The following is a 17,708-nucleotide window of genomic DNA, read 5'->3' as shown; positions in this document are numbered from 1 at the left end:
TGTGGTAGCCCACAACGGCTCTGCTTTTCTTTCAGCAACTCTTGCCGCGCTCCGGGCGCAGCAACACCAGCCCAACTTTGTGATCGGCGTCGACGCCGGATCCACTGATGACTCGGCGTCGATCCTGCAGTTGGAGCTGCCAGTCGGCAGTCCAGTGGTTGGTTCGGCTGCCCGAGCAGGGTTTGGCGCCGCGGTACGCGTGGGTCTCGCCGAGATCCCCTCACGCACTACGCCCGCCGGGGACGAAAACGCCCACGAGTGGATCTGGCTGCTCCACGACGACTCGGCGCCCGAACCCAACGCCCTCGATGAGCTGCTCCTCGCCGTCGAACGCGCACCCTCAGTCACCGTCGCCGGATCGAAACAGGTCGAATGGGACAACCGCCGGAAGGTGGTCGACGTCGGTCTGTCCATCAGTCGGTGGGCCGAACGGCTGACCCTGATCGACGTTGACGAACTCGACCAGGGCCAATACGATTCCCGCAGCGACGTTTTTGCCGTGAACTCGGCGGGCATGCTGATCCGCCGCGACGTCTGGGACGCCCTTGAGGGGTTCGATCCCGCGCTTCCCGGCACCGGCGACGACGTGGATTTCTGCTGGCGCAACCGGCTTGCCGGGCACCGTGTCGTAGTGGTGCCGAGTGCTGTGGTGCGCCATGCGGATCCCCGCACGCACCCCACCGCGGCACAACGGGCAGCACGGAAGGCTGAGGTGTACCTCCGGCTGAAGCTCGCGACGCTGTGGCAGATCCCCTTCCTCGCTGTGGGCGCAGTGATTGGTGGCCTGGGGCGTCTCCTGATGGGGTTGCTCGCGAAGGACCCCGGTTATGGGTTCAGCCAGCTTTTTGCCAGTGTCGCCGCTGTGCTCCGTCCAGTGGACCTGTTCCGGTCCCGGCGCCGGGCGGCGGCTACCAGGAAACGCCCACGAAGCGTGGTCCGCGCGCTGCGGACGTCCCGCCGCGAGGTCTGGTCCCACCGGCGGTCAGTGCTCGACGCGTTCTCCGCTGAGGGCCACCTCAGCGACGCAGCGATCGCCGATGAGCAGAGCGCCTACATTCCCTCCGGCGATGCCGCCGAGGATTTCAGTTCCCTCGCCGCCCCCTCGCGCACCTGGGTGGGACTCGGCGCGGTGGTGGCCGGTCTTCTCCTCACCGCGGTCTCGCTGGCCGGTCTCTTCCGGTTCATTGGCGCACCAGCCCTGGCCGGTGGGTCGCTGCTGCCGGTGTCCGCCAGCATGGTGGACATCTGGACCAATGCGTCAACCTGGTGGATCACCCTCGGGTCCGGGATGCCCGGCCACGGTGATCCGTTTGGGTACGTGCTGTGGCTGCTTGCCGGGCTCGGGTTGGGTAACGGCAACGCAATGCTGGTCACCCTGACGATACTCGCGCTTCCCCTGGCTGGGCTGTCCGCGTGGTTCGCTTCCGGGGCGTTGACCCGGAGTCGCGGGCTTCGATTCTGGGCGGCCCTTTTCTGGGCCGCAGTGCCAGCCCTCCAGGTAGCTCTGGGCAGCGGTCGGCTCGGTGCCCTCCTCGCCCATGTGCTCCTGCCGCTGGCAGGGCTGGCCCTCCTGCGTGCCGTCGGTGCAGCGCGGGCGCCCCAGCTGACCGCCCAGCGTCAGGCCGGCGCCAACGCGTTCCCGGCCGACGGCTCGATGTCTACCACCCAGCACGACGACGACGCCTACCAGCGCCGCCAACCCGTTGAGATGATGCTCAAACCAGGCATCAACGGTGTCCCCAGTTGGACTGCAGCGGCGACCGCTGGTCTGCTCCTCGCAGTGATCACTGCTGGCGCCCCGTCCCTCCTTCCCCTGCTCGTCGTCGCAGTGCTTGGTGCGATGCTGCTCCTGCGTCGTCGGGCCAAAACCCTGTGGTGGTCACTGCTCCCGCCGCTGGCCCTGTTCGTTCCCTTTATCGGCTCGACCGTCGACCAGCTCCGCGCCGTGTTGGCTGACCCCGGCGTCCCGGTACCCTTCGCGGGCGCCGAGCTGTGGCAGCAGGCCCTGGGCTACCCGGTAGCTTTCGATCCGCTGGCGCCACTCGCTGCCTTCCCGTTCCTCCCCGATGGCCCGTGGGCACTGGTGGCCGCTGCGCTGGTGGGTGGTCCAGCCATTCTGCTGGCCGCCGCAGCACTGTTCATCCCGGGCCGCGGCACTGCCATGTCCCGGGGGCTGTGGCTCCTCGGGATCGCAGCACTACTGCTCACCACAGCGTTGTCCTTCGTTGCAGTCGCGGTAGGCTCCTCAGCGCTGATCACCCCCTTCACCGGTCCTCTGGTGTCGGTCCTGACGCTGGCGATGGCCGGCGCAGCCGTTATCGGCGGCGACAAGGCCCTTGCCGCCAATCATGCGCGTACTGCCCGCCGCGCGCTGGCCGACAGCTCAGCTCCACGACGGCGCACCGGGCCCGCGCTGGTGGCCGCCGTCGTCATCCTCGGAATGGGTCCGGTAGTCAGCCTTGGCCTCTGGGCAGTGCCTTCTCCTGGCGATGCGGCAGCCGACCCAGCCGCGACCCAGGTACCCGCCACCAGGTTTGGCACCGATCTCCTGCTCGCGCCGAGCGCAGAGCGGACTCTCCCCGCCACTGCCGCCGACCGCGGAAACAGCCCGGAGCGCACCAAATCATTGGTCATGAATGTTGATGGCAACAACAACGTCAGCGCCGCCCTGATGCGCAGCGGAGGAACCACCCTGGATCAGCTGTCGCAGATCTACTCGGCCCGAGGACTCTACGGTCCGCTGGGATCGGCTCAGGTGCGCGACGACGACGAAGCTACCGCAGCCATCCGCAGCACCGTCGCGGTGATTGTTGCGGGCACCGGGTACGACCCGCGGGACGAGCTGGGTCAGCTGGGCGTCGGCTTCGTCGTGCTGCAGCAATCAGATTCCGCCGCCGAGGTCCTCGCGGCCCAAATCGACGCAGTGCCAGGGCTCGTTGCAGTAGGCAACACCACGTCAGGCTGGCTGTGGCGGGTGGTCCCCACCACCACGGCCGAGGACGCAGCTGCCGATGCCGCCTCCGAGGGCACTACCGCGGGGGCCCGCGCCAGGATTGTGGAGGCTGACGGAACCACCTCCACGATCCTTGAGTCTGAGCCGGTCAACGTCGCAGCAGACCTTCCGGCCGGAACCGCCGAACGCACCCTTGTCCTCGCCGAACGAGTCGACGCCGGTTGGGAAGCTACTCTCGACGGGCGGAGGCTGGAGCCCACTTCCGCCGGTTGGTCCCAGGCGTTCATGGTGCCCGCCGACGGCGGCAGCCTCGAGGTCCGCTATGTGGCGCGCTGGGAGCCCTGGGCGGGCATAGCGTCTGCCATCGTCATTGGACTCACCGTCCTGCTGGCCATTCCCATGCCGTCGCGGGCGCGGTTCGTGCGGGCCTATCCCGGTCGCCGGGGACAGCCAACAGTGCTGGTTCCACCACCCGTTGACGGGCCAGACAGCCCAGGCCACGCGGACGGACCACACAGTCCGGATATCCCGGACAGCCCTTCACCCGACTCCACACCATCCGACACATCGATCCTCAGCGGAAGGGGCAGGCCATGACCGAACCGCAGACTGAGGGATCACCCGCCACGCGGCCCCGCAGCAAACAACCCCGGGGCTCAGTGCTCCGCCGGGTTGCTGGGATCGGGGCCGGGGTTCTCCTGATCGGAGCCAGCGGCGCCGTCGTGACCGGCGCAGTCGTCCTGGAGCCCACGGGCGCGGCAGCTCAGTTCCCCATTCCAGTGGCCGAGGTGCCAGCGGGGGACTACACCGCCGTGTGCCCGGCAGGCCCGCGGCTGCTGGAAAGCGACGCTGCCCTCGCCGACCCGGAATTCAGTCCGGAATCGGAGACCGCCAGCAGCACGGTCAGTGCCATGGTGCTGAGTAGTCTGGGTGGGACGTTGCCCGGCAGCGACCTGAACCCGCTCGGCGGTGGAGAGCCACTAGCCACTATCGCGACGAACGAAGCAGGAGGCGCGCCGGCGTCCGAATCGGTGACCAACGAGGACGGCCTGACCACGCGGACCGCCGGTGTGCTCGACGGCCAGTCCGTCGACGGGGCCAGTGTTTTTGCAGCCCAGCCGGTGGGCAGTCTTCCTGCCACCTCCGGTGCGGTCCTCAGCTACGGCGCCACCGACGGCGATCTGGGCGGCCTCGCTGTTGCCCACTGTGCGGCGCCGAGCAGCGACTTCTGGATTCTTGGTGCGTCCACCACGGTGGGAGCCACAGCGGTCCTGAACCTCTCCAACCCGTCGGAAACCCCGGCCACCGTTGATCTTGAGCTGTACGGGTCCAACGGGCCAGTCGAATCCGGTGGAACCAGGGGATTGTTGATCGCTCCAGGTGCCACGGAGTCAATTGTGCTGGCGGGACTGGCCACCGATCAGGACCAACTCGCGGTGCGGGTGCTGAGCGACGGCGGGCAGGTGACGGGGAGTATCCAGCAGAGCCTCCTCCGCGAACTCACACCCGGGGGGGTGGAACTCCTCCAATCGGGCGCACCTGCGGCGAGTACCCAGGTCATTCCCGGAGTGCGGGTCCAGGACAAGGACATTGCCGACGAAATCAGCGACCAGGACGGCTACGAGGCAGCCGTTCCGGGTGTCCAGGTTGTGGTGCCGGGCAGCACCGACGCGGTGCTGAATGTCAGGGTCTACGGGTCCGGTGGCGAAGTGGAGCTTCCCAACGGGGGAGTGCTCACCGCCACCGCCGGCACAGTGACTGGTGTGTCCCTTGAAACCCTTCCAGCCGGTGACTACACGGTGGAGGTTGTCTCGGACGTCCTGATTTCGGCGTCGGGGCGGGTCAACCGGGGCACCGAGGCGGGGGAACCCGTCGATTTCGGCTTCGCTCCCTCCGGTGCCCGTCTGGGCAATACCCAGGTGGCGGTGTTCCCCGGCGGGTCGCGGGGCGCTCTCACCTTCGGTGCGCCGTCGGGCCGGTCCGAGGTTCAGCTGACCCCGGTGGCGGAGGACGGCACGCTGCTGGCCGAGCAGTCGGTGAGCGTGGCGGGTGGGACCACGGTCACCCTGGCCGCCGCGGACCTCGGCGATGATGTGGTGGCGGTCCTGATCGGCGCGTCGGGGGACCCTGTGTACGGGGCTCAGGTGCATCAGGTGGACGGTAACCCTGGTATTTCGGTGGCCTCGCTTCCTCCCGGCAGCGCCGGACAATCGAGCGTGGCGGTCAATCTGGGGTACTGATCCCCGGGTCCCCCGGACCCATCAGGCCCGGGACCGCCCGTAGGCGGGATCCACGGCCTCCGGGGCCATCCCCAGCAGCTCGGCGGTCTGTTCCACCACCACATCGTGGACCAGCTCGTTGGGGGGAATGAAACCGCCAGCGGCCAGCTCTACCGGATGCCGGTAAATGATGATCGTGGGTGGCCGGTTCGGCGCCGCCGGGATCGATGTGCCGAGTACCCCGCGCAGCGATTCGGCAGTCATGGTCTCAAGGTTGGCGGGGATGTCCTGCACCACCATCTGAAGGTCGAGGATGCGCTCACCCCACAGACGTTCCAGCCGCTGAGCCGATTCCATCACCCAATCGTCGAACCGTTCTGCCCTGCTGCGCGAGCCGGGAAGGTGCGAGGGGATGACTGGGCCGCGGAGGCCGCGACCGTGCCTGTTCCGTCGGCGGCGGCCGAAGCGCGGGCCGGGAGGGGCGTTCCTCACACCAGCATCTGGGTCGGTCAGCTGCACCGAAAATGTTGAACTGTCCCGCATGTATTGACTCTAAACCCATTGGCACCCATTGCAAGGCCTTGACGGCCCGACGGCGCGCGGGCCCGGCTCCTGTTCCCCGCCCTTCCCCACCCAAGCCGGTAGGGTGATCAGTCGTGGGATCCCTTCGAACTTGTTCACGCTCAGCCTGTCAGCGTGCCGCCGTCGCGACACTCACCTTCGTGTACTCCGATTCCACTGCAGTGCTCGGCCCACTGGCCACCTACGCGGAACCCCATTGTTACGATCTGTGTACCACCCACGCTGAGCGGCTGACCGTGCCGCGAGGGTGGGAAGTGGTGCGGCTGGCTCTGCCGTCGACGCCGGCGGAGCCGCATCCCGACGACCTTGTCGCCTTGGTCAATGCGGTCCGTGAAGCAGCCACCGACCGGAGCCAGGACACCGGGCCGGCAGTGCGGGGCAGCAAAGGGTCACTCGAGCCACCCGCGAACACCGGTGGTGTTCGCAGAGGGCACCTGCGGATCCTCCGCGAACAATAGGCACCCCACCCTGCCGCGGAGCAAACTGCAGTTCTGTCAGCACCCGCGCCCGCGATAAGCTTGGATCATGAGCCCTTTATCGCCCGATCTGCTCGCTGTGCTCCGCTGCCCCGTCACCGGCTCAACGCTGGTTCACGAAGGAGAATTTCTGGTCTCCTCAGTGACCGACAGCACAGGAAGTCCGGTGCGATACAGCATCGATGAAGGCATCCCCGTGCTTCTCCGCCCCGAACTACTTGTAGCAGCCACCGAGGCCGGATCCGACGAGCACGATGGGCCAGCCGCTAACTAGTCACCAGTGCAGCACCAACGAACAGGAATGCGCCACACCATGACCTTTGACTTCAAAGTTGCCGACCTTTCCCTCGCCGAAGCGGGACGCCACCAGATCCGGCTGGCAGAACACGAAATGCCCGGCCTGATGAAGCTGCGCCAGGAATTTGGCGCCAGCCAGCCCCTCAAGGGCGCACGCATCGCCGGATCCCTGCACATGACGGTCCAGACCGCGGTGCTGATCGAAACCCTCACCGCTCTCGGAGCCGAGGTGCGCTGGGCGTCCTGCAACATCTTTTCCACCCAGGATGAAGCCGCAGCCGCCATGGTGGTCGGATCAGGCACTGCGGAACAGCCCGCCGGCGTTCCCGTTTTCGCGTGGAAGAACGAGACCCTCGAGGAATACTGGTGGACCACCACCCAGATCCTGAGCTGGCCGGGCGAGCAGGGACCGAACATGATCCTTGACGACGGCGGTGACGCCACCCTCCTGGTACATAAGGGAGTGGAATTCGAAGCGGCCGGCGCCGTGCCTGCCGGACCCACCGAAGACGACATCGATTACTCGCATGAGTTCTCAGTGGTCCTCGATGTCCTGCGCGGCACCCTCGCCGAGGATCCCCAGAAGTGGACCCGGATCGCCAAGGACATCAAGGGTGTCACCGAAGAGACGACCACCGGTGTCATGCGGCTCTACCAGCTGGCGCAGCAGGGCAAGCTGTTGTTCCCGGCCATCAACGTCAACGACTCAGTGACCAAGTCCAAGTTCGACAACAAATACGGTATCCGGCACTCCCTGCCTGACGGCCTCAACCGGGCAACCGACGTCCTCATCGGGGGCAAAGTGGTGGTCGTGTGCGGCTACGGCGACGTCGGCAAGGGTGCTGCCGAGGCGCTGCGTGGCCAGGGTGGGCGCGTTATCGTCACCGAGATCGATCCGATCTGTGCACTGCAGGCTGCCATGGACGGGTACCAGGTTGCCCGTCTCGAAACGGTCCTTGCGCAGGGCGACATCTTCATCACCACCACCGGCAACAAGGACGTCATCATGGCGCACCACATGGCCGGGATGAAGCACCAGGCCATCGTCGGCAACATCGGCCACTTCGACAACGAAATCGACATTGCCGGCCTGGCGAAGACGCCGGGAATCAGCAAGGTGGAAATCAAGCCTCAGGTTCACGAATGGGTCTTTGCCGCCGACGAGTCAACCGGTGCCGCCGAGCACTCGATCATCATGCTGTCCGAGGGCCGGCTGCTGAACCTGGGCAACGCCACAGGACACCCGTCCTTCGTGATGAGCAACTCGTTCGCCAACCAAACCATCGCCCAGATCGAGCTGTTCACCAAGTGGATGCAGAACGATCTTGATGGAAACCGTGAGTACGCCAACGAGGTGTACGTCCTGCCGAAAATTCTCGACGAGAAGGTGGCCCGGCTGCACCTCGACGCGATCGGCGTCGAACTCACCGAGCTCACCAAGAGCCAGGCAGAGTACCTGGACATCGAGGCGTCGGGTCCCTACAAGTCCGATCACTACCGGTACTAGACACCCCGATCGACGTGGCCGCCACGTCGAAGTGAACCTCACTGGCCGCCCCACAACGTAATATCGGTTGTGGGGCGGCTATTTTTTTCTCGGCAGGATGTGGGCACGGCAGATGGAAAGTCAGCAGGGCATGAGTAAAAGCCTAAAAGGCTGGGTTGTTGGTGGGGTAGCGGTTGCCGCTGTCCTGATAGCGGCCGGGGCGGCGGTCGCCATCGCACCGAACTGGGCCGGGCCCGGGGACGTGCCCGCAGCAACATCATCGCCCTCCGCTGCGGCGACGGAGTCCTCGACCCCGTCCGCAACACCCTCTCCCACCGTCGCTCCCTCCTTTGACTTCGGGGCAAGTCCGGCTGACGACGCCGAAATGGTGAACCCCGTGACGGTCCCCGAGGTTCGTGCCGACGATGCGGTGATCGAGAGCGTCACCCTGCGCGCTGCCGACGGTGGCGAACCCGTCGAGGGAACACTCAGCGAGGGTGACTCCGTGTGGACAGCCACCGAACGGCTGGAGTTCGCCACCGAATACACCTTTGAATTCGTCCTGGCCGACGCCGACGGTAACACCGCCACTGAATCGCAGAGTTTCTCCACGGTGATGCCAGCCAATGAGGCCGACGCGGCCATGTATCCGTTGGAGGGGTCAACGGTGGGGACCGGTCAGCCCATCGAGATCAATTTCAGTGAACCGGTGATCAACCGCGACGAGGTGGAGTCGGCGATCACGATTACCAGCTCCAGCGGCCAGGTCGGAGCGTTCCACTGGCTCAGCGACACGAAGGTGCGCTACCGTGCCGAGGAGTTCTGGGCACCGAACAGCACCATCACCGTCGATATGCAGTTGTTCGGGGTGGACTATGGCAACCAGATGATCGGCAACTTCGACGACGAAATGGTGATCAATACCCACAACACCCGGTTGGCCGTCGTCGACAACGACACCAAGATGATGGACGTCTACATTGACGGGGCCCTCACCCGAAGCTTCCCGATCACCCTGGGGACCGAGGAGTGGCCATCAACGATCGGCTATCACGTGGTGATGGAGCAGTACGAATCCACCAAGTTCACCGCCGAGTCGATTGGTCTCCAGCCAGGCGACGATGCCTACTATGAGCCCACCGTGGTGAAGAACGCGAGCCGCATCTCCAACGGCGGCGCTTTTGTCCACGAGGCGTTGCCCGCCGCCCAGGTGGCGTTGGGTAACTTCAACGTGTCCCACGGCTGTATCGGGATGTCCCCGGAGGGCGCCAAGTACTTCTATGACACCTTCGGCCCGGGCGACGTCGTCGAGATCAAGAACACCGGGTACGGTCCCATGTTCATCTGGGATGGCTTCGGCGACTGGAACACTCCCTGGAACGAGTACAGCAACCAGTAGCCGGGCCCTGGTCCCGCCAGGGGTGCCGGGACGTCACTGATTGAACGGGAGCCGGTGGAGCCGTTCGGCGCTCTTGGCGGTGCGCTCCCGCTGACGGGTAAGCCGTCCCAGATCCCGCTCACGCCGCCGGGCCAGGACAGCATTCAGGAAGTCTTCCGGGTGGGTCCCAGGTGGTGGAGCTGGAGCCACGAAGGCCGACACCTCGGTTGCCAGCTCCGTAGCCAGCGTCCCGCGGGCCACCGGGGTCAGGCGGGGCGCCTGGCCAATGAAGGCAGCCACCCGGCGGGCCAGGGGATCCGGGAGTTGCAGCAGGTCGGCGGTCTCCAGCCAGGGTGCAAGGTGCGGGGGAGTAACAGCCAGAGTGCGGGGCTTCTCCACCACCCGCTCATGCATGGAATAGGTTCCCGCCAGCAGGTCCCCCAACCGTTTGGACTTTTCGTTGAACACCGCCACCAGGAAGGCCAGCGACCCTACGAGCAGGTAGATTTCGAGGACCCCCAGCATCCCGCGGATAAAGGCATGCCGGAAGCGGATCGCACCGCCGTCGTCGCGCACAATCCGCAGGCCCATCACCAGGCGCCCCAGGGACCTGCCGCGGGTGAGCGTCTCCACTGTCACCGGGACCACCAGCACCACCAGAATCAGCAGGACCAGCACCAGCGCCTGGCTGAGCGCCGGGTCCAGCGACCCAGCGAGGGTGCCACTGACCGTCAGGATGATCGCCAGAACCAGGATCACCTGGGCAACGATGTCGATGAGGAGGCTGATGCTGCGGGCACCGAACGATGCCGGCCGCAGCTCAAGGACGACCGCCTCACCTGTCACAACCGAACTCATTGCACATCTCCTTGATCGAACAGACCCGGGGGAGCCCGCCCCTGAAGCTTATCGGCCACCGCCGGGCTAAGCTGAACGGGTGGACGTCGATGCATTCGTTGAGGTGAACCGCCCGGACTGGGAGCGGCTCGATGAGCTGGTGCGGCGCCGAAAGCTCTCCGGCCCCGAGGCCGACGAATTGCTGGTCCTGTATCAGCGCACGTCCACCCACTTATCGATGATCCGGTCGATAGCACCGGAAAGTGCGCTGTCCGGTGCTCTGTCGATGCGGTTATCCAGGGCCCGGACCCGGTTTACTGGCGCACGTTCCAACTTCATGGAGGACGTGGCAGGATTCTTCGTCATCTCGCTACCGGCGGCTTTCTACCGGGTGCGTTGGCTGACGGTCGTCGTCGCTGTCCTGTTCATGGGGGTTGCCTGGCTGTACGGGGCGTGGGTGGCGGGGACCCCCGGCGTGATTGCTGCGATGGGCGGGGACGAGTTCGCTGAGCAGTATGTTCAGGAAGATTTCGTCAACTACTACTTCGAGAATCCTGCGGCGTCTTTCGCGGGCCTGGTCTGGACAAACAACGCCTGGATTGCGTTGCAGGCCGTCGCCTTTGGCGTCACCGGTATCTGGGCGCCCTGGATCCTGTACCAGAACGCGCAGGGCATCGGCATGGCCGGCGGAACGATGGCCGCCTATGGCGAACTCGACACCTTCTTCATCTACATCCTGCCGCACGGTTTCATGGAGCTGACCGCCATCTTCATTGCTGCCGCAGCCGGGCTGAGACTCTTTTGGGCCTGGGTGTCCCCTGGTGCCCGGACGCGCGCGAACGCGCTAGCTGAGGAGGGGCGGTCGTTGATCACCGTGGCGCTGGGACTGGTGCTGGTGCTGTTCATCTCGGGGCTGGTGGAAGGGTTCGTGACGCCCAGCCCGCTGCCGGCCGGGTTGCGGATCGGCATTGGGTTCCTCGTGTTCGCCGCCTACTGGGCCTATACCCTGCTGCTGGGGCGCCGGGCGGTCAACGCCGGATACACGGGGGATCTCTCCAGTGTTGACCGGGGTGAAACAACGCGAACCGCGTGATCCAGCCAGCGCTCCGGTGAACCACCCGGGTTCGCCGTCCCGACGTCGGACCGGCCTCCGTCGGTTACCCGGAGTGCGGCGGTACGCTCGAGGTTAAGGACTTGAGCAATTTTTCTAGGAGAAAACCCAGTGGCTGAGAACGACCAGACCGAGCAACGCACGGGAGCGGCACCAGCCGAGGAGACGAGCTCCGGCGCCGCCCGCCTGCCGGCTGAATCCGCTACCGACACGGCAGCGGAACCCGACGCCAGGTCGGCGACCGAGACGGCTGCCGGTCCAGCGCCGGAACCAGCAGCGGAACCAGCAGCGGAACCCACCGCAGGGTCGGCGACGGAACCCGTTGCCGGGCCCACCGCAGGGTCGGCGACGGAACCGGCTGCCGGGCCCACCGCAGGGTCGGCGACGGAACCGGCTGCCGAGCCCACGATCGCTCAGCGGAGTTCATTGCCGATGCGCAAGGCCAGCACGATGCCGGACCTGAGCCGCTTCGATGCGACCCGCCGCAACGATCCTTCCAGCGGGAGGGTCCCCGCCGGAATTGCCGGGAGCGAACCAGCCGAGGAGGAGCTGGCTGATGCTGCTGCTCCGGTTGACTTTGCGACGGCTGACCCGACAGCAACGGTTCCCACCCCCGCCGCGACTCCGGCGGCAGCCGCGGACACGACCGGCGCGGACACGACGGGCACGGATACCAATGAGTCCAATCCGTCGGAGAACTACCAGACCACCGCGGGTCCAGGGGCTGCTGCCCCTGCCGCAGCTGCTGCTGGCGGCATGGCCGCTACCAGTTCCAGCCCGGGATCTGGCCGTCGAGTGGCAGACGAGCCTCAGGGATCCTCTTCGTCGAACGATCCTGCCCCCGATACCGCGGCTTTGTCAGCGCGACCGTCCGAGGCCGAGGTGAACCGGCGGGCCGCGGAACGGGATGAAGCGTTCACGGGGAAGCCTGTCGCGGCGCGGGTCTTCCAGGTGCTCATCGCGGTCTTCTTCCCCATCATGTTGCTCGCTGCGGCAATCCGGGCAGTCACGTCACCTCTCTTCCTCTGGGTCGAATACCACCGCCCAGGGTTCCCGGCCGACAGCTTCGGGTTCAGCACAGACGACCGGATGACCTACGGGTCCTACACGGTCGACTACATCCTCAACTGGGCGTCACCCCGCTATCTGGGCGACCTGGTCAACGCTGACGGCGACCAGCTCTTCCTGGACAGCGAAGTGGGGCACATGCTCGACGTCAAGCTGGTCCTGGTGATCAGCTTCGCCGTCGCGCTGGCGATGCTGGTCTTTACCCTTGCCGCCTGCTGGCACCTCGCCCGCACCTATCCCGGTGGAGTCCGGAGGGCAATGTTCGCGGGAGCCCTCACAACACTGGTGCTGATGGTTGGCCTGACAGTGACGGCAATCCTCGCCTGGCAGACCTTCTTCACCCAGGTGCACGCCATCTTCTTCGCTGACGGCACCTGGACCTTCCGCGCCGACGACACCCTGATCCGGCTCTTCCCCGAGCAGTTCTGGACTGATGCCGCGATTACCGTTGCTGCGCTCGTCGTCGTCGTCACCGTCCTGACCCTGGTCCTGACCTGGCCCACCAAGGGCCGTCGCGAAAAGTCCCGGCTCGCCGATGAGGCAGCGCGGCAGCGTCGGCTGGATTCGCTGGCCCTCTAGACCACGGGTTCGTCGCCCAAACCCCCTCGCCGAGGCGTGAGCTCTGGCGGGTTGGCACCTCTCCAGATCGCCCGATCTAACTCCTCGGGGAGGTGTAGAGGTCCTCGAGTTCCTGGTGCAGGTCGGCGACCACTGCCGAGCGCCTGAGCTTCAGGGTGGGGGTGAGGTACCCGGAGTCGGGGCCGAAGTCCTGGTTGAGCACGGAGAACTTACGGATCTGTTCCGCGGCGGACACGTGTGAGTTCGCGTCGTCGACGGCTGCCTGCAGCTCAGCCCGCACCCCGGCGTGGCCCGCCGCTTCAGCGACGGTCATCCCCACCAGGCCGGTCTCGGCTCCCCAGGACGCCACCGCTTCGGGATCAAGGGTGAGGAAGGCGCCGATAAACGGCTTCCCGTCGCCAACCACCACTGCATGGGCCACGAGGCGGTGCTCCCGGAGTTTCTCCTCAAGAGGCGCCGGAGCGACATTCTTCCCGGCCGCGGTCACGAGGAGGTCTTTCTTACGGCCGGTGATGGTCAGGAAGCCATCCTCATCCAGTGAACCGAGATCACCCGTGCGGAAGTACCCGTCAGCGGTGAAGGCCTCACGATTGGCTTGATCGTTGTTGTGATACCCCTTGAACACGCCGACACCCTTGATCTGCACCTCGCCGTCCGTGTCCACCCTGATGCTGGTACCCGGCATGGGGATCCCCACGCTACCGACCCGCGTCAAGGCAACGGTGTTGGCGGTGCAGGGTGCAGTGCTTTCGGTCAGGCCGTAGCCTTCCTGGACCTGGATCCCCGCGCCGCGGAAGAAGTGGGCGAGGTGCTCGCTCAAGGGGCTCGCGCCGGACACCGTGTAGGTCACCTCGCCGCCGAAAACGGCCCGCAGTTTCGGGTAGAGCAGCTTGTTGAAGACGGCCTGCCGGGCCCGGAGAAGGGCTCCGGGACCCTTGCCTCCACGGGCGTCCGCGTCGAGGGCCCGGGAGTAGGCGACAGCAGTCGCCGACCCGAGTTCAAAAAGGCGGCCCTTGCCAGCGTCCCTGGCTTTCTGCTCGGCCGTCGCATAGATCTTCTCGAAGATGCGTGGCACCACCAGGAGGAAGGTGGGCCGGTACGTGGTCAGGTCCGCCAGCAGGTCTGCGGCGTTGGATGTGTGCCCCAGCTTGACCCCGCCAGCAAGGCACACCACCTGGACCGCGCGGGCCAGGACGTGCGCCAGCGGGAGGAACATGAGAGTCCGGGCGTTCTTCTCCCGGAGCAGCTCCGGCAGAAACTCAAGAGTGTTGACGGCGAAGAGAGCGAAGTTGCCGTGGGTGATTTCGCATCCCTTGGGAGGTCCCGTAGTGCCCGAGGTGTAGACCAGGGACGCGACGTCGTCGAGTGATCTGCTGGCACGCGCTGCCTCAAGGTCACGATCCTCAATCGCCGACCCCTCGGACACGAGGGCAGCGAACGTGTCGCCGCCGTCGTCGTAGTTCATGAGGTACAGCCGATTGTCGGTATCGGCGCCGCCCAACGCACGCTCAACCACTTCGGCCTTGGCTTCGTCCTCGACAAAGATGAGGCCCGCCTGCGAGTCCTCAAGAATCCAGGTGACCTGGGTGGCCGAGGAAGTCTCGTAGATGGGTACCGTCACGCCACCGGCAAACCAGATTGCCAGGTCGGTCAGGGTCCACTCATACCGGGTCTTGGACATGACGGCGACGGCGTCTCCCGGCTTCACGCCCCGCGCGATCAAGCCCTTGGCCAGGGCCCGCACCTGCTCGAGGAACTCGGCAGCGGTAATGTCCTGCCATTCGCCCGCCCGCTTCACCGCATAGAGCGCTCCGCCCGGCGATCTTTGGTGCTGCTCCAGCAAGAGGTCAGTGACGTTGGTGTCCGATGGCAGATTCACAAGCAGCTCGGTGGTTGATTCACGCATAGAGACAGGTTCTCACTTCTCGGTATGGTGCGTCACGTGACGCGGGGTCAGATCCAGCTGGGCATCCACATGCGGAGCCGCCACTGGTCGTAGGGGATCAGCTCGGCCGTCCAGACCGGAAGGAAATACGCGGAGAGCAGCACTGCCGCGGCGACGAAGACACCCACCAGAATCAGGCCAAGACGCCGCCGCCGCGCAGGATGGAAGGAGCGGCCCAGCACCAGGCCCAGACAGTAGACGAGGGCCAGGATCAGGAAGGGCTGGAAAGCGATCGCGTAGAAGAAGAAGGTGGTGCGTTCGGGGTACAGGAACCAGGGCAGATATCCTGCGGCGACCCCGCCCAGGATCGCCCCGGCACGCCAGTCCCGGCGTCCCACCCAGAAGAACACCAACACGAGGAGGGCGATCGCGGCCGACCACCAGATCAGCGGGTTGCCGACCGAGGTGACGGCCCGGGAGCAGGCGTCAACGGCGCAGCCCTGGTCGGCTCCCAACTCGCCCTTGTAGTAGAAGGACACCGGGCGGCCCATCACCAACCACGACCAGGGCGTTGATTCGTAGGGATGTTCCGAGCCGAGGCCTTCGTGGAAGGAGTAGGCGGCCCGGTGATAGTCGGCCAGTGATCTGACCGACGCCGGGAGCCACTCCCACGCCGGGGCGGGATGGTCGACGGCCCACTGCCGGTTATACGCGTCGGAGGAAAGGAACCAGCCGGTCCACGTCGCCAGGTAAGTCACCGCAGCGAGGGGAACCACTGTCACGAAGACCTGCAGCCCGTCCCGCAGGACAGCCCCGGTGATCCAGCGCTGCACCCCGACAACCCGCCGGGCGTTCATGTCCCACAGCACAGTCATCAGGCCGAACAGGGCAATATAGGGGATTGCCGACCACTTGGTGCCCAACGCCAAACCGAGGCTGATCCCTGCGACGATCCGCCACGGTCGGAACCCGAGCCACGGTCCGTAGAGCAGATCGGCTGCCGACGGCCTGGCCCCGCCGGGGGCCAGCGCGGCAAGGGCTGAGAGCTTCAACGCGAGTTGTCGCCTGGCCCGGTCCCGATCCAGCAGCATCGCGCCGAACGCCACCACGATCCAGAACATCAGGAACACGTCGAGCAACGAGGTGCGCGAGTGGACCAGATGGTGACCGTCAACGGCGGTCAGCAGCCCGGCCGCTGCGCCAAGGATGGGGGAACCAAACAGTCGCTGCGCGATCAGGGCAATCAGCAGGATCGACAGGGTCCCGACCAGGGCGGCCGAGAATCGCCAGCCGAAAGCGTTGTCCGAGCCAAAGACCAGCATCCCCAGGGCAATCATCCATTTACCCACCGGTGGATGCACCACATAGTCGGGAGTGCCCAGGATGACCCCCGTGTTGCCACTGTTGAAGTCGGCATCCGGTTCCTCCGGCCACTCCCGCTCGTAGCCGGACAGCAGGTACGAATACGCGTCCTTCACGTAATAGGTCTCGTCGAAGACGAGAGTGTCCGGTTCGCCCAGCCTGACAAATCGGAGCACTCCGCCGATCACCATCATGGCGACCGGCAGCAGCCAGGCGAGGATACCCAGGGGGAAGCGCTCCCCGAGTAGACGACGGCGCAGCACCACGGCGTCGAACGCGGTGCGCGGGGTGTACACCCAGCCATGCGCCGCCGGGGCCCCGGCGGCGGGCGGCGGGGAAACGGCGGTATGGCTCACCCTGCTTATGGTACCGCCAGTGCATGACCGCGCCGGGGTGCAGCGGGGCTACGCTGGGAAGGTGAACACCACTGGGAACGACGCGGACTTTGACGACGATAGCAACGACGACGGGTCCCACCTGGAACTCGACGACGACGGCTCGGACCTGGAGTTCGAGACAGCCGCCGACGGCGCCGCCCAGGGGAGTCCCGACGGCGGGCGGATTGTCCTCGCCGCAACCCCGATCGGCAACGCAGCTGACGCATCGGCCCGGCTGGTGTCGCTGCTGCAAACCGCTGACCTGGTGGCGGCCGAAGACACCCGTCGGTTGCAACGGCTCCTGAGGGCGCTGGAGATCAGGGTGCAGGGTCGGATCGTCAGTTACCACGAACACAATGAGGCAACAAGGACCGCCGAGCTGCTGGAGCAGGTGAAAGGCGGCAAAACCCTCCTGATGGTCACCGATGCCGGGATGCCGTCCGTTTCCGACCCGGGCTACCGGCTGGTCGAGGCGGCGATCGCCGGTGGCGTCGACGTCACCATGGCACCTGGACCATCAGCGGTCCTGACCGCGCTGGCCCTGTCAGGGCTTCCGACCGATAGATTCTGTTTCGAAGGCTTCCTGCCCCGCAAAACGGGTGAGCGGAACTCCCGGCTCAGCGAACTGGCAGCAGAGCGACGCACGATGGTGTTCTTCGAGGCCCCGCACCGGCTAGAGGTGATGCTGCGCTCGCTGCACCAGGAGTTCGGATCGGACCGGCCGGCTGCCGTGGCCCGGGAATTGACCAAACGGTATGAGCAGGTGCTCAGGGGACCACTCGCTGAACTCCTGGAGTGGGCTGAAACCACCGAGGTGAGGGGCGAGATCGCCGTCGTCGTCGGCGGCGCGCCAGCCGCAGAACCAGCCAAACCGGAGGACCGGGTGGCGGCGGTCGCCGCCCTCGTCGACAGCGGCATCCGGCTGAAAGACGCGGTAGCCGCTGTCGCTGAAGAATCGCGGATCAGCAAGCGGGAGCTCTACGCCGCGGTCATCGCTGCCCGCTGACACACCGCCCCCACGGCGCGCCGGAATTGTGCACCCGGACAGCGTCCGGCGGGTGGCGCCGTGCAGCCTGGCATGGACAGTCCTCCAACCGC

13 protein-coding genes are annotated in these 17,708 nt (G+C 66.1%); 9 read left to right on the top strand and 4 right to left on the bottom strand.

Annotation, left to right across the window (positions count from 1 at the left end; all coding sequences use genetic code 11):
- Position 1: 1 nt before the first annotated feature.
- Positions 2-3,550 carry a glycosyltransferase family 2 protein gene (locus IWX62_RS07420; protein ID WP_333483272.1) on the top strand — a complete coding sequence of 1,183 codons (3,549 nt, stop codon included), beginning with the start codon at positions 2-4 and terminating at the stop codon, positions 3,548-3,550.
- Positions 3,547-5,193 carry a DUF5719 family protein gene (locus tag IWX62_RS07415; protein WP_196840734.1) on the top strand — a complete coding sequence of 549 codons (1,647 nt, stop codon included), beginning with the start codon at positions 3,547-3,549 and terminating at the stop codon, positions 5,191-5,193. Before IWX62_RS07420 ends, IWX62_RS07415 begins: the two co-directional genes overlap by 4 nt.
- A gap of 21 nt (positions 5,194-5,214) precedes the next feature.
- Here the strand turns inward: IWX62_RS07415 and IWX62_RS07410 are convergent, their stop codons facing one another.
- Complete coding sequence (locus tag IWX62_RS07410; RefSeq protein WP_333483271.1) at positions 5,215-5,715, bottom strand: metallopeptidase family protein; 501 nt, start codon at positions 5,713-5,715, stop codon at positions 5,215-5,217.
- Positions 5,716-5,828: 113 nt separating this feature from the next.
- Here IWX62_RS07410 and IWX62_RS07405 point away from each other — a divergent pair, with 113 nt between their 5' ends.
- The 4 genes from IWX62_RS07405 (at position 5,829) to IWX62_RS07390 (ending at position 9,412) form a co-directional block, all read left to right on the top strand.
- A complete protein-coding gene (locus tag IWX62_RS07405) occupies positions 5,829-6,212 on the top strand; it encodes a DUF3499 domain-containing protein (RefSeq protein WP_196840733.1) in 384 nt (127 codons plus the stop codon).
- Between the two features lie 67 nt (positions 6,213-6,279).
- Positions 6,280-6,504, top strand: a complete 225-nt coding sequence (locus tag IWX62_RS07400; protein WP_196840732.1) for a Trm112 family protein — start codon at positions 6,280-6,282, stop codon at positions 6,502-6,504.
- A 39-nt stretch (positions 6,505-6,543) separates the two neighbouring features.
- Positions 6,544-8,034 (top strand): adenosylhomocysteinase, encoded by a 1,491-nt coding sequence (gene ahcY / locus IWX62_RS07395; RefSeq protein ID WP_196840731.1) that lies wholly within the window; start codon positions 6,544-6,546, stop codon positions 8,032-8,034.
- A 130-nt stretch (positions 8,035-8,164) separates the two neighbouring features.
- The gene (locus IWX62_RS07390) at positions 8,165-9,412 is read left to right on the top strand and encodes a L,D-transpeptidase (RefSeq protein WP_196840730.1); all 1,248 of its coding nucleotides are present in this window, start codon (positions 8,165-8,167) and stop codon (positions 9,410-9,412) included.
- Between the two features lie 33 nt (positions 9,413-9,445).
- Here IWX62_RS07390 and IWX62_RS07385 read toward each other — a convergent pair whose 3' ends face one another.
- Positions 9,446-10,249, bottom strand: a complete 804-nt coding sequence (locus IWX62_RS07385; protein WP_196840729.1) for an RDD family protein — start codon at positions 10,247-10,249, stop codon at positions 9,446-9,448.
- Between the two features lie 79 nt (positions 10,250-10,328).
- Between IWX62_RS07385 and IWX62_RS07380 the strand changes: the two genes are divergently transcribed.
- Positions 10,329-11,321: a stage II sporulation protein M gene (locus IWX62_RS07380; RefSeq protein WP_196840728.1), complete on the top strand. Its 993-nt coding sequence runs from the start codon at positions 10,329-10,331 to the stop codon at positions 11,319-11,321.
- Between the two features lie 129 nt (positions 11,322-11,450).
- Positions 11,451-12,986, top strand: coding sequence for a TIGR01906 family membrane protein (locus IWX62_RS07375; RefSeq protein ID WP_333483270.1), 1,536 nt, complete (start codon positions 11,451-11,453; stop codon positions 12,984-12,986).
- A gap of 76 nt (positions 12,987-13,062) precedes the next feature.
- On the opposite strand, the gene IWX62_RS07370 is transcribed toward IWX62_RS07375, so the two are convergent.
- On the bottom strand, positions 13,063-14,892 hold the full coding sequence (locus tag IWX62_RS07370) for an AMP-dependent synthetase/ligase (protein ID WP_196840727.1): 1,830 nt from the start codon (positions 14,890-14,892) through the stop codon (positions 13,063-13,065).
- Between the two features lie 47 nt (positions 14,893-14,939).
- Positions 14,940-16,589 (bottom strand): dolichyl-phosphate-mannose--protein mannosyltransferase, encoded by a 1,650-nt coding sequence (locus IWX62_RS07365; RefSeq protein WP_442859245.1) that lies wholly within the window; start codon positions 16,587-16,589, stop codon positions 14,940-14,942.
- Positions 16,590-16,737: 148 nt separating this feature from the next.
- On the opposite strand from IWX62_RS07365, the gene rsmI reads away from it, so the two are divergent.
- Positions 16,738-17,616, top strand: a complete 879-nt coding sequence (gene rsmI / locus IWX62_RS07360; RefSeq protein WP_196840916.1) for a 16S rRNA (cytidine(1402)-2'-O)-methyltransferase — start codon at positions 16,738-16,740, stop codon at positions 17,614-17,616.
- Positions 17,617-17,708 lie beyond the last annotated feature (92 nt).

The organism is Arthrobacter sp. CAN_A1 (genome assembly GCF_015751665.1).
Lineage (GTDB): Bacteria > Actinomycetota > Actinomycetes > Actinomycetales > Micrococcaceae > Arthrobacter_D.
Note: the sequence above shows the minus strand (reverse complement) of the source record. Positions and strands in the feature narration are given on the sequence as shown.